The organism is Variovorax humicola, assembly GCF_037889915.1.
Classification (GTDB): domain Bacteria; phylum Pseudomonadota; class Gammaproteobacteria; order Burkholderiales; family Burkholderiaceae_C; genus Variovorax; species Variovorax humicola.
This window is the reverse complement of the sequence record NZ_JBBKZV010000021.1, coordinates 16,118-28,996: the sequence shown is the minus strand read 5'-3', so window position 1 is coordinate 28,996 and position 12,879 is coordinate 16,118. Positions and strand designations below refer to the sequence as shown.

Annotated in this window: 12 protein-coding genes and 2 pseudogenes; 3 read left to right on the top strand and 11 right to left on the bottom strand. The window is 64.3% G+C overall.

From position 1 onward, the window contains the following. Positions 1 to 13: 13 nt before the first annotated feature. Positions 14 to 1,180 (bottom strand): mandelate racemase/muconate lactonizing enzyme family protein, encoded by a 1,167-nt coding sequence (locus WKW80_RS25370; RefSeq protein WP_340366348.1) that lies wholly within the window; start codon positions 1,178 to 1,180, stop codon positions 14 to 16. A gap of 105 nt (positions 1,181 to 1,285) precedes the next feature. Here WKW80_RS25370 and WKW80_RS25365 point away from each other — a divergent pair, with 105 nt between their 5' ends. Then, entirely contained in the window at positions 1,286 to 2,185 is a 900-nt protein-coding gene (locus tag WKW80_RS25365; protein ID WP_340366347.1) for a LysR substrate-binding domain-containing protein, read from the top strand. 385 nt (positions 2,186 to 2,570) lie between these two features. On the opposite strand, the gene WKW80_RS25360 is transcribed toward WKW80_RS25365, so the two are convergent. Genes WKW80_RS25360 through WKW80_RS25350 form a run of 3 tightly spaced genes read right to left on the bottom strand, consistent with a single transcriptional unit; the run spans position 2,571 to position 5,876 of the window. Next, positions 2,571 to 3,917 carry an MFS transporter gene (locus WKW80_RS25360; RefSeq protein ID WP_340366346.1) on the bottom strand — a complete coding sequence of 449 codons (1,347 nt, stop codon included), beginning with the start codon at positions 3,915 to 3,917 and terminating at the stop codon, positions 2,571 to 2,573. A gap of 18 nt (positions 3,918 to 3,935) precedes the next feature. After that, positions 3,936 to 5,054: a M14 family metallopeptidase gene (locus WKW80_RS25355; protein WP_340366345.1), complete on the bottom strand. Its 1,119-nt coding sequence runs from the start codon at positions 5,052 to 5,054 to the stop codon at positions 3,936 to 3,938. A 24-nt stretch (positions 5,055 to 5,078) separates the two neighbouring features. Then, positions 5,079 to 5,876, bottom strand: a complete 798-nt coding sequence (locus tag WKW80_RS25350; RefSeq protein WP_340366344.1) for a gamma-glutamyl-gamma-aminobutyrate hydrolase family protein — start codon at positions 5,874 to 5,876, stop codon at positions 5,079 to 5,081. Positions 5,877 to 5,979: 103 nt separating this feature from the next. On the opposite strand from WKW80_RS25350, the gene WKW80_RS25345 reads away from it, so the two are divergent. Beyond that, the gene (locus tag WKW80_RS25345; protein WP_340366343.1) at positions 5,980 to 6,972 is read left to right on the top strand and encodes a LysR family transcriptional regulator; all 993 of its coding nucleotides are present in this window, start codon (positions 5,980 to 5,982) and stop codon (positions 6,970 to 6,972) included. Positions 6,973 to 7,651: 679 nt separating this feature from the next. Beyond that, the gene (locus WKW80_RS25340) at positions 7,652 to 8,647 is read left to right on the top strand and encodes a 2-hydroxyacid dehydrogenase (protein WP_340366342.1); all 996 of its coding nucleotides are present in this window, start codon (positions 7,652 to 7,654) and stop codon (positions 8,645 to 8,647) included. 210 nt (positions 8,648 to 8,857) lie between these two features. On the opposite strand, the gene WKW80_RS25335 is transcribed toward WKW80_RS25340, so the two are convergent. The 7 genes and pseudogenes from WKW80_RS25335 to WKW80_RS25310 form a co-directional block, all read right to left on the bottom strand. Beyond that, on the bottom strand, positions 8,858 to 9,508 hold the full coding sequence (locus WKW80_RS25335) for a hypothetical protein (protein ID WP_340366341.1): 651 nt from the start codon (positions 9,506 to 9,508) through the stop codon (positions 8,858 to 8,860). Continuing rightward, a complete protein-coding gene (locus WKW80_RS25330) occupies positions 9,505 to 9,726 on the bottom strand; it encodes a hypothetical protein (protein WP_340366340.1) in 222 nt (73 codons plus the stop codon). The genes WKW80_RS25335 and WKW80_RS25330 overlap by 4 nt, the downstream gene beginning before the upstream one ends. 630 nt (positions 9,727 to 10,356) lie before the next feature. Further along, positions 10,357 to 10,560 (bottom strand): annotated as a pseudogene (locus WKW80_RS37715) (porin); the annotation flags it as partial. Between the two features lie 17 nt (positions 10,561 to 10,577). Beyond that, positions 10,578 to 10,994: pseudogene (locus WKW80_RS25325) on the bottom strand (AMP-binding protein); the annotation flags it as partial. A gap of 59 nt (positions 10,995 to 11,053) precedes the next feature. After that, entirely contained in the window at positions 11,054 to 11,269 is a 216-nt protein-coding gene (locus WKW80_RS25320; protein ID WP_340366339.1) for a DUF1289 domain-containing protein, read from the bottom strand. Positions 11,270 to 11,322: 53 nt separating this feature from the next. Then, positions 11,323 to 12,378, bottom strand: coding sequence for a beta-keto acid cleavage family enzyme (locus tag WKW80_RS25315; protein WP_340366338.1), 1,056 nt, complete (start codon positions 12,376 to 12,378; stop codon positions 11,323 to 11,325). 49 nt (positions 12,379 to 12,427) lie between these two features. Beyond that, positions 12,428 to 12,829 (bottom strand): carboxymuconolactone decarboxylase family protein, encoded by a 402-nt coding sequence (locus WKW80_RS25310; RefSeq protein WP_340366337.1) that lies wholly within the window; start codon positions 12,827 to 12,829, stop codon positions 12,428 to 12,430. Between the last annotated feature and the right edge of the window lie 50 nt (positions 12,830 to 12,879).

The following is a 12,879-nucleotide window of genomic DNA, read 5'->3' as shown; positions in this document are numbered from 1 at the left end:
AGTCTCGGCAGCGTCAGGCTGACAGTGCCTGCATCTCGCGATACAAATCGGCCTTGCCCTCGAAGCCGATGCCGGGGAGGTCGGGCAGCGTCACGTAGCTGTTTTCGACCTTCACGCCGTCCGGGAATCCGCCGAAGGGCTGGAACAGGTCGGGGTACGACTCATTGCCACCGAGGCCCAGGCCCGCCGCAATGTTGAGCGACATCTGGTGGCCGCCGTGCGGGATGCAACGGCTGGCCGACCAGCCGTGTTCCTTGAGCATGTCGAGCGTCTTCAGGTATTCCACCAGGCCGTAGCTGAGGGCGCAGTCGAACTGCAGCCAGTCGCGGTCGGGGCGCATGCCGCCGTAGCGGATCAGGTTGCGCGCGTCCTGCATCGAGAACAGGTCCTCGCCGGTGGCCATCGGGTTCTTGTAGAAGTTGCGCAGCGCGGCTTGCAGTTCGAAATCCAGCGGGTCCCCCGGCTCCTCGTACCAGAACAGGTCGTATTGCGACAGGGCCTTGGCATAGGCGATCGCGGTCTCCAGGTCGAAGCGGCCGTTGGCATCGACGCACAGCTTCTGGCCGTCCTGCAGCACTTCCATGATCGAGTCGATGCGGCGCAGGTCTTCGTCGAGCGAGGCACCGCCGATCTTCTTCTTCACGACCGTGTAGCCGCGGTCGATGTAGCTGCGCATCTCGTCCTGCAGCTTCTTGTGATCCTGGCCTGGGTAGTAGTAGCCGCCGGCCGCGTAGACGAAGATCTTGCGGTTGGGCTTGCCGTCGCCGTAGCGGTCGGCCAGCAACTGGAACAGCGGCTTGCCTTCGATCTTGGCCACCGCGTCCCAGACCGCCATGTCGATGGTGCCGATGGCCACCGAGCGTTCGCCGTGGCCGCCCGGCTTCTCGTTCGTGAACATCGTGTTCCAGATCTTGTGCGGGTCGAGATTGCTGCCGCTGTCGTCGACCAGCGAGGCCGGATCGGCTTCCATGATGCGCGGGATGAAGCGTTCGCGCATCAGCTTGCCCTGGCCGTAGCGGCCGTTCGAATTGAAGCCATAGCCGACCACCGGCTTGCCGTCGCGGATCACGTCGGTGATCACGGCGACAAGGCTCAGCGTCATCTTGCTGAAGTCGATGTAGGCATTGCGGATGGGTGAGCTGATGGGGAGGGTTTTCTCGCGGATTTCGACGATCTTCATGGGTTGTCTCCAGGTGGGTTTGAATGGGAGACTGAATGGTCGGACACGCCGGCTTTTTCGGCCAATGTTCAATTTCTCAACTTCTATGCGCTGGACGAACCGCACATGAATCTGATCTGGCTCGATGACTTCCTCGCGCTGGCTGCCACAGGGAATTTCTCTCGCGCGGCGGACGATCGGCACACGTCCCAGCCCGCCTTCAGCCGGCGCATTCGCGCGCTGGAGGAGTGGATCGGTGCCGACCTGTTCGATCGAAGCTCGCAGCCTGCCCAACTGACCGAAGTCGGCAAGTGGTTTGCCGGCGTGGCGCAGGAGTTGATCGCGCGCGTCGCGCGGGTGCCGGGCGATGCGAAGAAGGTTGCCGAAGCCAGTTCGGTCACCCTGCGCATCGCGTCCACGCATGCGCTGTCCTTTACCTTCCTGCCGCGCTGGCTGCGAAGCCTCGAATCCAACACCACGCTCGGCCCTGTGCAACTGATGTCCGACGTGCTGCAGCGATGCGAGGCGATGATGCTGCAGAGCAAGGTCCAGTTCGTCTTGAGCCACACGCACCCGATGGCACGAGGGGCGCTGGATGCGGAGCCGTACAAGTCGGCACGGATAGGCGAGGACCTGCTCGTCGCGGTGTGCGCGCCGGACGGTGAAGGTAAGGCGCTCCATTCACTCGCGCGTCGCGGCGGGCCGCCGTTGCCGGTGCTGCAATACACCGAGGAATCCGGGCTGGGACGCATCATGCGCACCGTGCTCGGCCGCAGGTTGGAGGCATTGCCGGTCCAGATGGCCTTCACGGCGCACCTGGCATCCGTCCTGCGGACCATGGCGCTGGACGGCAGGGGCATTGCCTGGCTGCCGCAAACCCTTGTGGAGGAGGACCTGGGGCAGGGACGACTTGTCGCCGCGGCGAGCAGCGATTGGAGCGTGCCCTTGGAAATCAGGCTCTATCGCGACAGCGAGCTGTTGGGGAAGGCTGCCAATGCATTCTGGAGTACGGCGATCGGCGAGTGACTTGTTCGACAGTCGTTGGCTCCTTGGTCGACGGCGTTGGATGGTCTGTAAAGGCGGCGGGCCGTGACCGCTTCGCCACTCATTGCAGTCACTCAACTTCGTGATGGGGAGGACTGCAACGGGCCCTGAACACCATTTCGCGACATAGCGAAGCAGCCATGCAAAAGCGACGTGGTCCTGGTCGTTGGCAGCAACGTCAGGCGAAGGTCAAGTTCCAAAGTAGTCCAGCCGGTCGCGAAGGAAAGCGCGAACGTCAGGTATCTGCGGCCTCTGCCGTTCGGCAGCGAAAATTGACTGGCTGCAACCAGTCCTCAGCACGCTTTCGAGGCTGAATCGCGAGTTGATCTTGTGGCCGCGGCGCGTCAGTAGCTCTCGGCGATGGCACCTACTGCATCACGTCGACATCGCGCGACTCGGGCAGCATCCACATCGCCGCTACGCTGATGGCGCACATTGCAACCACGTACCAGGCTGGCGCCATCGGGTTGTGCGTCACGGCGATGAGCCACGTCACGACGAACTGGGTGGTGCCGCCGAACACCGAAGTGCCGATCGCGTAGACCAGTGACAGGCCCGTGCTTCGCACGGCGATGGGCAGGAGCTCCGGCACTGCCACCAGTCCTGCCGCGCCGAACATCGCGGTGAGGGCGGCCAGGATGGCGGACACCGTCAGCAGGGTCGTTGCACCGGGTGCGCCCGACAGCCACATGAAAAGCGGAACGATCGACAGCATCAGCACGATACGCGGGAACTGGTTGGTGATCTTGCGGCCGAAACGGTCGCACAAGATACCGCCTGCCAGGGCGAAGACGAATGTCATGACGCCGCCCATCAGCACGCTGCCTTGTGCAAGCGCCGGCGGCAACTTCAACACCTGGACCGCGTAGGTCACCATGTAGTTGCCGACTTGCGATGCCACGGCAGTGGCTGCGGTAAGCAGAACGCCCAGCACCAGGATGCGGCGATGGTTTCTGAACACGGCGCCGACGATCTGCGCGCCGCTGCGTTCGCTGGTGCCTTCGTGGGTCTCGGGAAGACTGCGGCGAATGTAGAGCGCGATCGGGATCAGCACGAGGCTGAACAGAAAAGGCACACGCCAGCCCCAGGCCGCAAGCTGCTCCTGCGTGAGCATGACTGACAGCGCCACACCAAAGGTGCCCCCTGCGGCAACGGCCAACCCCTGGCTCGCGATCTGCCAGCTCGAATAGAAGCCGCGCCGGCCGGGTGGCGCCGCTTCCAGCAGCAGCGCGGTCGCCGGGCCCACTTCGCCGCCGAGCGCAAGGCCCTGGAGCAGGCGGCAGAACACGACGATGATCGGCGCCGCGATGCCAATGCTTGCATAGCTCGGCGTCGCTGCGAGGCCCAGAGTGCCGACAGTGATCAGCGCCACCGTGAGGATCATGGCCGGCTTGCGCCCGACCCGGTCGGCAAAGGCGCCGATCAATACGCCGCCGAGTGGACGCGTGAAGAATCCGACGCCGAAGGTGGCCACGGCCACCAGCAGGCTGCCGAACTCTCCGCTCACCGGGAAGAAGGTGCGGCCGATGTACACCGCGAAGTAGGCGTAGATGACGAAGTCGTAGAACTCGAGGGCGTTGCCCGCGACGGCAGCAGCCACGGCCTTGCGGCTGATGGTGGTGGTGTTGCTGGTGGTGGTTGGTAGGGCATGCGCGTTGCGGGCAGCCGTGGCGGCATCGGGCATGCGCGCGGAGTTCATGGTGGTCGTGTTCATGGAATGCTCCGTCGTTCGTTATGCCGGCATCGCCTGGGGCGCGTCTTCTTGCAGGCCTTCGAGCGCACGCAGGCAGGCCTGCGAGCCCTGTTGCCATACCGCGAGCTTCCAGTCGGCGGCATCGGGGTAGAAAGCATCCTTGAGTTCCTGCCGGATCGCGACGGACTGGGCCGTATCGCCATGCCCGTGCCGGTGCAGGCAATGCTCCGCGCGCAGTGCGGCGGTGACCCGCTCGCTCGGGTAGGTCCCGTATTCAAGGCATATGCCCACGTGCTGCGCTTGGGCGCACTCATCGGTGATGGCCGTCTGGATGGGTCCGGTCAGTGGAATGCTGGTCGATGTCCCGGCGGTGACCGAGGTCAGTTCGCCCCACCAATCCTTGGCGCGTGCAAGCACGGCAGGGTCTTCATCGAAGCTCGCGAAGATGCGCTCGCCGACGCCATAGGGGCCGAGGCCGGTATGGATGTCGATCGATGCCAGTTGGCGCACCTGCGGCGCATGGCGCTGCAGGATCCGGCGGAAGGTGTCGTTGCTCCAGGTCGGCCCATGGCCGCCGAAGAACATGCCGTCGGCGAAGGCATGCTGGCCGAGGCCGATGGCGCGTTGCAGGCCGCGTGCCCCATGGCGCTCGCGATACGCAGCCAGCGCGGCCTCGACGTCTTCTTGCGGCGGCCATTCCTTGGGCAGCAACAACTCGTGAATCTCTGCGTAGCCCGAGTTCACCGGCAGCGGCTTCGAGAAGTCGACGAAGTTGCGGTTGAGGTCCACGTTCTCCTGCGTGACGCGGCGCAGGTGCGAAAAGCCAAAGGGGTTGATCGCATGCACATGCAGCACGGCGGTGTCGCGCAGTTCGCCTGGCCGGTCGGCGGCATCCAGAAGCAGCATGCCCGTCTGCACTGCCGAGCCGCAGAAGCCCTCGACCCCGTGCACGCCACTGATGACCAGCAGCATCTTCGACGCATCGGCAGGGCCGTCCAGCACCACGTCGGTGGCCAGCGTTTCGCCGTGGGCGCCGGGCATCTTCAGCACGTGCGACTCCACGGGCAGGCCGCGCCGCGACGCGGCATTCAGGAATTTCTGGCGCGCTTCTGCGTAGCTCTGGCTGAAGAGCGCGTTGATCCAGGTGTCGTTGTCCATATGTCTCCTTTAGTTGTGGATGTATCAGGCGAAGGCGCGCCGCCGCTGCCGCTGTCGCGCTCTGCAGGCATCGCCGAAAGCCTCGAAGATGGCGCGTGCGAATGCGCTGTCGTCGACGCGCATCTCGGGATGCCATTGCACGGCCAGCGTGAACTGGGAAGCGCTGGCGATAGAGAACGCCTCCACCAGTCCGTCGGGCGCCATGGCTTCGACGCGCAAGCCGGCACCCAGGCGATCGATGCCCTGGTGGTGCAAGGAATTGACCTGCGTCCGCGTGGCGCCGGCCAATCGCGCCAGCAGGCTGCCCTCGACGAGGTGGACGTCGTGGCTGTCGTCGTACCAGCGTTCGATCGGGCGATCGTGATCGCCTTCGCGGTGGTCAAGCCTGCCCGACTGCTCATGCACGGCCGGCTCCAGCGTGCCGCCCCAGGCGACGTTGACTTCCTGGAAGCCGCGGCATACCGCCAGCAGGGGCACGCCGGCCGCGACCAGCGTCGGCAGCAGGGGGAGGATCGCGGCATCGCGGTGGGGGTCGAGCAGCATCTCGCGGTGCGGCGAAGGCGAACCGTAGCGCTGCGGCGAGACGTTCGACGGACTGCCCGTGAGGACGATGCCGTCGATCGACGCCGCCAGCGTGTCGGCATGCAGGCCTTCGGCCAGGGCAGGCAGCACCAGCGGCAAGGCTTGCGAAATCTCGCTGGTGGCGCGGACGTAGCCGTGCAGCGCCGCATGCGCCGGATGGCCGTGCCGCTCGATCCGATCGGACGAGATGGCGACGACGGGTCGCAGGTTTGCGCAGTGGTTCGGGTGCAGGGCGTTCATGGCGGGTTCCGGGCTGTGGGAGGCAGTCTAGGAATTCGCCGCGATTGCGTAAATTGCATAATATTCAGCAATGACTTGCAGAATCTGCAAATGAAAGGGCGGCGTGAACATCCGTCAGCTGAAGCACTTCCTGGCCGTCATCGACCTCGGCTCGCTTGCCGCCGCAGCCGAGGTGGTGCACCTGAGCCAGCCTGCGCTGTCGCGCAGCCTGCGCGCACTCGAGAACGTCTTGCGGGTGCCACTGTTCGACAGGCAGGACCGGCGCCTGCGCCCGACGCCCTATGCACTGGCTTATGTCGAGCGCGCGCGCCGCATGGTGTTCGACGAGAACGAAGGGGCGCGTTCGCTGGCGCTCATGCGCGACGGCGAGCTCGGCTCGCTGGCCTTCGGCATGGGCTCATCGATCGCGAAGTTCCTGCTCGCACCGCTGATGCTGGAGATGCTCGACAGGGCACCGGGCCTGCGCATGAGTGCCATGGTTCAGAGCACCGACATGCTCCACGCCGCCTTGCTGAAGGAGCAACTTGATTTCTTCATCGGCGATGTCCGCATCGCGCAACACGATCCCGACATGGTGATCGAGGCGCTTTACCCCTGCACATTCGGCTGGTTCGCGCGCGCGGAGCACCCGTTAGCGGCAAAGCGCAACGTCACGATGACTCACCTTTCTGCGTATCCACTGATCTCCGGGGGCTACGCCGACGAGTCTGTCGAGCGCAGGATTGCAGACCTCTATGGACTCGGCATACCGATCAGCCAGCACTTCTCCCTCAGCACCAGTGATCTCTCCACGATGCACGCCTTGCTCGCATCGAGCGACGCCGTTACGCCATCGACGGCCATCGCGGTGCTCGATCCGCTGAAAGCCGGCGTCGTGGTACCGCTGGACGTCGCGCCGCCGCTGGATCTGGACCTGACGCTCGGGATCATCCACCGTGCCGGCCGCACGTTGGCACCGGCAAGCTCGCGCGCGTTCGAATTCATCCGGGCGAGCTTTGCAAATGCGGCCGCCGAGCTCTCGCGGCTGCATGGACGCCGGGCGGGTTTGGGTGCGGCGCCGTCTCTCAAGAAGCGAGCAATCAAGACCAGACGTTGAAGCGCCTGGCGGCGGCACACATGGCCAAGGCGAGCAAGCCAAGGCAGCGGTGAATGCGAACCACATTTCCCGGTCGAAATAGCGATCGAAGAGGCCTGGCGCAATGTGCCGGCAGCGCGTTGGTCAGCCAGCCAGCTTTCGAAAGCTGCACTATGAGTTTCGGCCGGGAGGTGAAAACAGGGCGAGCGCGTAGACATGAAAACATACTAACGGATAAGGCACTGATACTGGGGGCCGAGTTTGCTCGACGTTTTCTTCTGGACACAGACTCGTGGCATGTGGTGGGAAGTTAACGTCCGTTAGTTTAATTTTTGGGACAAGCTAAGGTCTCTCAAAGAACGCGACGGGCTACGATATCGGTATCCATCACGCATTCCGATCTGGGCCGAGGTGCCCGGCAGCCCGGGCAAGACGAACTTGGGAGCGAAAAGCCTCCCGCGGCCGCCCCACGAAAAGTACTGCCCCGCAGTCCAATGAGACTCCACCGAGGTTGACAGCACTCAGCAAATTGCCCAAAGCTACGGTGCGAAATACCGCCAGCAGGCGGTGGGCTGTCGGCGAGGTACCTATCGATGCCATGGTGCTCCTGGAGATAGCAGCCAACAACGACCGGCACAGTGCAAGGACCTTCCGTTTTGAGTCACTTTCGTCCAACGATCGCATTGCGCAAGGAGATCTCATGAAGACAGCCGTGTTCAGTACGCGGAGCTACGACAAGACATTCCTGACCGCGGCGAACGCCGAGGCGGGGCATGAACTGATGTTCCTGCAGGACCGATTGACCGCCCATACGGCATCGCTGGCGGCCGGCTGCGAGGCTGTCTGTGTTTTTGTGAACGACAACGTCGATGCCGAAGTGCTGGCCATCCTGGCTGCGCAGGGAACACGGCTGGTGGCTACCCGTTCCACCGGCTACAACCAGATCGACGCTATGGCCGCCGCAGGGCTGGGCATCGAGGTCGTGCGCGTCACGGGCTACTCGCCGTATTCGGTGGCCGAGTTCGCCGTCGGCTTGCTGCTGGCGGTGAACCGCAAGATCGCGCGGGCCAGCGTGCGCACGCGCGATGGCAACTTCGAACTCGACGGCCTGATGGGCTTCGACCTGCACGGCAAGACTGTGGGTGTCATCGGCACCGGCAAGATCGGCACCATCTTCGCGCGCATCATGCTCGGCTTCGGGTGCACGGTGCTGGGCTATGACCAGTACCGCAACCCTGCCTTCGAGGCCATGGGCGGGCGCTATGCGAGCACGGCGGAGCTGGTGCCCGGCTGCGACGTCCTCTCGTTGCATTGCCCCCTGACGCAGGAGACAAGGCACATCGTGAACTCCGAGTCATTGGCGCGCGCCAAGCGCGGGGCCATCCTCATCAACACCAGTCGTGGCGGCCTGGTGGACACCGAGGCCGCGATCGCCGCGCTGAAGACCGGACAGCTCGGTGGACTGGCGATCGACGTCTACGAGCAAGAGGCCAGCCTGTTCTTCCAGGACCTATCGTCGACGATCATCGAGGACGATGTGATCCAGCGGCTTGTGTCGTTCCACAACGTGATCGTGACGGGCCACCAGGCCTTCTTCACTCAGGAGGCAATCGGGCAGATCATGCAGACCACCATCGAGAGCATCAGTGCCTTCGAGGCGGGGGCCGGGTTGGTCAACCGTGTTCCGGTCTCCTGACCACTTTGACAGGCGCTGACGGCAGCGAAGGAGACCTGCGCCGCCATTTGGCCTTGATGGATACGCCAGTCCGCCCGCGGGCACTCCCCCAAATTTTGTCCGCTCCCATCATTTGTTGGCTTGGCTAGCGGCCTTGAATGACCTCGACAGCAGGCGCGGAGTGAATCGGCAAGAGCAGTGCGACATGCTGCCACGTCGCCCGACCATTCTTTAGAAGGCCACGCCGATCGAGGTGACCAGGACCTGATCCTTCGATCCTGGATTGAACCAGAAGCCGCCGATCGTCATTCGGCGCCAAGTCACTTGCGCGAACGGGCCGCGCTGGATGTCGCGCGCGCCGCCATAAACCCGGGTCCGCTGCGCGGCAAGGCCGACGCGCAGCCACTCGAAGGGCCGGAAGCCGAGCTCGCTCCACGCGTAGAAGTAGCTGCTGCTCTGGTCATTCCTGTTGTTGACGTATTCGGCCTCGACATAGAAGTCGAGCCGCCGCCATGCGGCGCTCGCCTCCAGGCCGGGCACAAAGCCCTTGGTCGTGCCCCAGGCAGTGCCAAGCAGAGGCGTCAACTCCCACTTGATTTCGTCGCCGCCGGAGAAAGTCCAGCCGACAAATGCCGAACGTGCACCGACCGACTCATAATTTGCCCTCGCCTCGAGGTGCAGGGAGCCACGGTCGGCTACCGCGATTCCCGAAACAAAGTTCTCGCCGCCGCGAACGATCGTCGGAATTGCCGTGACCGAGAACTCCCATGAGGCGCTGTCAGGCGGAAAGGCGCGCCGCCCGCTGCCTTCCATCTCATTGGCGAGTGCGGTCACGGCGGCCATGGCCCCGAGCGCCGTGAGGGCCCAACGTGCGATTCTCATCCGGCCAGCGCGTTGATCGCGACCACGAGCACGGTGCCCAGCGCTGCAATACCGAAGCCGGCCTTCCAGCCGCCGTAGCCTGAATGGCGCCCGAACGCCAGCCCGCCGATGAACAGCATCACCAACGCAATGACGCGCGACAACACGGCCCCTACAAAGCTGGTTGCGATGAGAACGCCGAAGAGCAGTTCCGAGGTGCGATCTCTGGGACTAAGCACGGGCTCCCGGGGTGCTTCAGCGGCGGTCGTCATTTCGCGCATTGCCATCCTCGTCGTTTGTTCGTCTCGCGCATCGAGACCTCACAGCTGCCTTTCGGATTTGGATTGGATGTTATGTTGACATTTGCTGGCCGTCTATCTGATGTGGGCGTGTAGGCCAAGCACGCACATTGCAGTAGCGCCAGTATCGGACTCGGCACCAACGGCACGGTTCGCACGCCACAGGTTCGCGACGTGGTGACCATCGATAAGCGGGGCCATGCGTTTCCCGGCACCGTTGGCAGGGTGTCCTGGCACCCAAGGCGACTCCCCGGCGATCATCGATCTCTCCAACGCAGGCTAGCATCCCTGGTCTCGCGATTTTCCGGCGTTGCCCGGTGGTTCGATCGTTCTCGCAAGGTCGATCCGTCAATACCTTGCGACCGCTTGCATCGACGCACATGTTCACTTGGTATGCAATCGCGGGCTCTGCGGCACCGACCACTGCGAGGCAGAACAATAGACGAAAGGTTTCATACGACGAATCCCGGCATTGGGTTGCGATCCGTCCGTTGCGGTAGCTCGGTTCAGCCGCCCGTCGCGGGCGACTCCAAGGTGTCCGGCTGAAAGTGGGCTTATTCCCTCGTCGACCTAGAAGGCATGCCGGATACCGACGTCATAGCCGCGAGAGGTCTTGCCAGACATCGCGACGTTTCCGACAGCTGTGACCATGGCGGGGCCGCCCACCGTGATGTCCAGATCGTTCTCGTCCTGGATGTAGGCGTAGGTCGCATACAGGGCGGTGCGCTTGGACAGGTTGTGCACGTAGCCGACAGCCAGCTTCTGGGCCGCCGGCGCAGCGGTCTGCGCAACCGCTGGATTGAGAGGCCATCCTTGATTTGCGCGAGAACCGGCAGGAAATCCGCGTGCACCAGCGCGATCTCGGCGTCGGAATCGTTGAGCGTGTAGACGATCTGCTGCGGCGACAGGCGCACGTTCACCGTGAACAGCGTGGCCCCCATCATGGGAATGCCGAAGTAGCTTTCCAGGTAGCGGTGGCTGTCCCAGTCCATGACGGCCACCGTCGTGCCATGGCGCGCGCCCAGCGTGCTCAATGCCGACGCGAGCTGACCGATACGCTGGCGAAACTCGCGGAAGGTGTAGCGCGTCTCGCCGCGGTAGTTGATCTCCTGGTCGCCATACAGGTTCAACGAGTTGACCAGCAGTTGCTTGTTGAGCAGCGGGTAGGCGTATGCCGAAGGCGTCGAGGTGGTGAGATTGGCTTTCATTCTTGTCTCCGATTTCGTCGGTATTGGTTCTGTTCAGACGGCGTGGCGCGACGGCCGGCTCATGCGGCCGCCTGCAGCGTCGTGTGGGCGGGCGTGAACACCGCGTTCATGCGCCGTTCGATCAAGACAAGCACCTGGGCCTTTTGCGGCTCAGTCATCCGAGGCCAGCCGCCGATCTCCAGCGCGGTCCTCTTGCAACCCTGGCAGAACATCCCGTCCTGATCCATTCGGCAAATGTTGATGCAGGGGTCTGCAATGGGAGTGTTCTGGCACATTCGCGGTCTGCGGAAAAAGGGGTTGGCGAAGTGGTGCGCAGGGAACGGCGTGCTCAGGCCATGGCGCGCACTGGCACGCCGCGCTGGCCCTGAGCGCGGTTGGGCGGCATGCCCAGGCGCGCCAGCGTCTCGTCGGTGTCGCTCCAGGACTGGCCGATGCCGAAGATGCTGCGTGCCTCTTCACCCGTGGCCACTTCACGGCGCAACTCGCGCGCCTGGCGCACCACCATCTCGATCTGCTGCACCGAGCTCATGCGCTCGCCGTGCGGCCCGAACAGCGTGTCCTCGATGCCCACGCGCACATGCATGCCCAGCGCGATGGCCATCGTGTTCATCGGGTAGATGTGGCGGTTCAGCGTCTCCAGCGTGAGCACCGCGCCGTCGGGCGTGCGGCGTGCGAACTCCAGCATGTCGGCTGGATGCAGCCCGGCCGAGCCGCCGCCGATGGCCACGTAGTTCAGGTTCAGCGGCCCGGAGTACACGCCGCGGCGCACCATGCGCAGCACGCTCTCCAGGCCTGTGAGGTTGCCTAGCATGAAGTGCGGCTGGATGCCCTTGGCCACTAGGCGGCGGATGTGCTCCTCGTGCCACGACGGGTTGGACGGCACGATCATGTCGCGGTAGGCCGCCTGCACCACCGGGTTGGCCAGCGAGGTGCCCGCCACGTCGGCCGCGGTCATCAGCTCCATCACGTTCATCTGCTGGGTGTTGACGGCCACCGTGACCTGGTCGGGGCGCGGGTCGAGCTCGGCCAGCATGTGGCGCGTGTCGTCGCTCATCCACTTGGCGGCTTGGCCGTCGCTCTCGGGGGCGAAGGAGATCGACCCGCCGACTTGCAGGATCATCTGCGGCACCGCTTCGCGCAGGCGCGCCAGCATCTCGTTGAACTTGGACAGGCGCTTGCTGCCCTTGCCGTCGTCTTCGCGCACGTGCACGTGCAGCACGGTGGCGCCGGCGTTCCAGCAGTCCACGGCCTTCTGGACCTGCTGGTCCATCGTGACGGGGATGTCGTCGGAATCGCCAGCGGCCCATTGGGGCCCGTAGGGGGCGACCTGGATCACGAGCTTTTGCTGGTTTTCGGGGAGGAGGGAGTCGTCGAGGAAGTGCATGGTTGTCTCCGGAAAGAGTTCAGGTGGGGGCAGGGTTCGGGGTGGGGGGTTAGCTGGCGCTCGCGGCGTTGCGCTGGGCGTGTGCGGTGGCTTCTTCGAGCAGGATCGGTGCGCCCAGGCTCATCGTGTGGATGCCCAGAACGCTCACGCACTGCAGCACCGCGTTGATCTCTTCCTTGGTGGCACCGAGTTCGAGAGCCTTGCGGATGTGGCGGCGTACGCCCGGCGCGTACATGTGGGTGCACGAGGCGTCCACGGCGATGGCGAGGAATTCGATGGTCTTGGCATCGAGCAGGCCCGAGACCATCGGCGCGGTGCCCATGGCCATGAACTTCTCGGTCCACGCCGCGTCGAGCGTGGCAAAGGAATCCCAGTCGGGATTCCAGTTGCTGCTGTTGCGCATGCGGTCGCACACCGGGGTGCTGGAGGGGGGGTTGTCGCGTTGATTCATGGGTCTTGTCTCCTGAAATTTGTCGCCGCGGCATCCGGGCCGACAGCTGT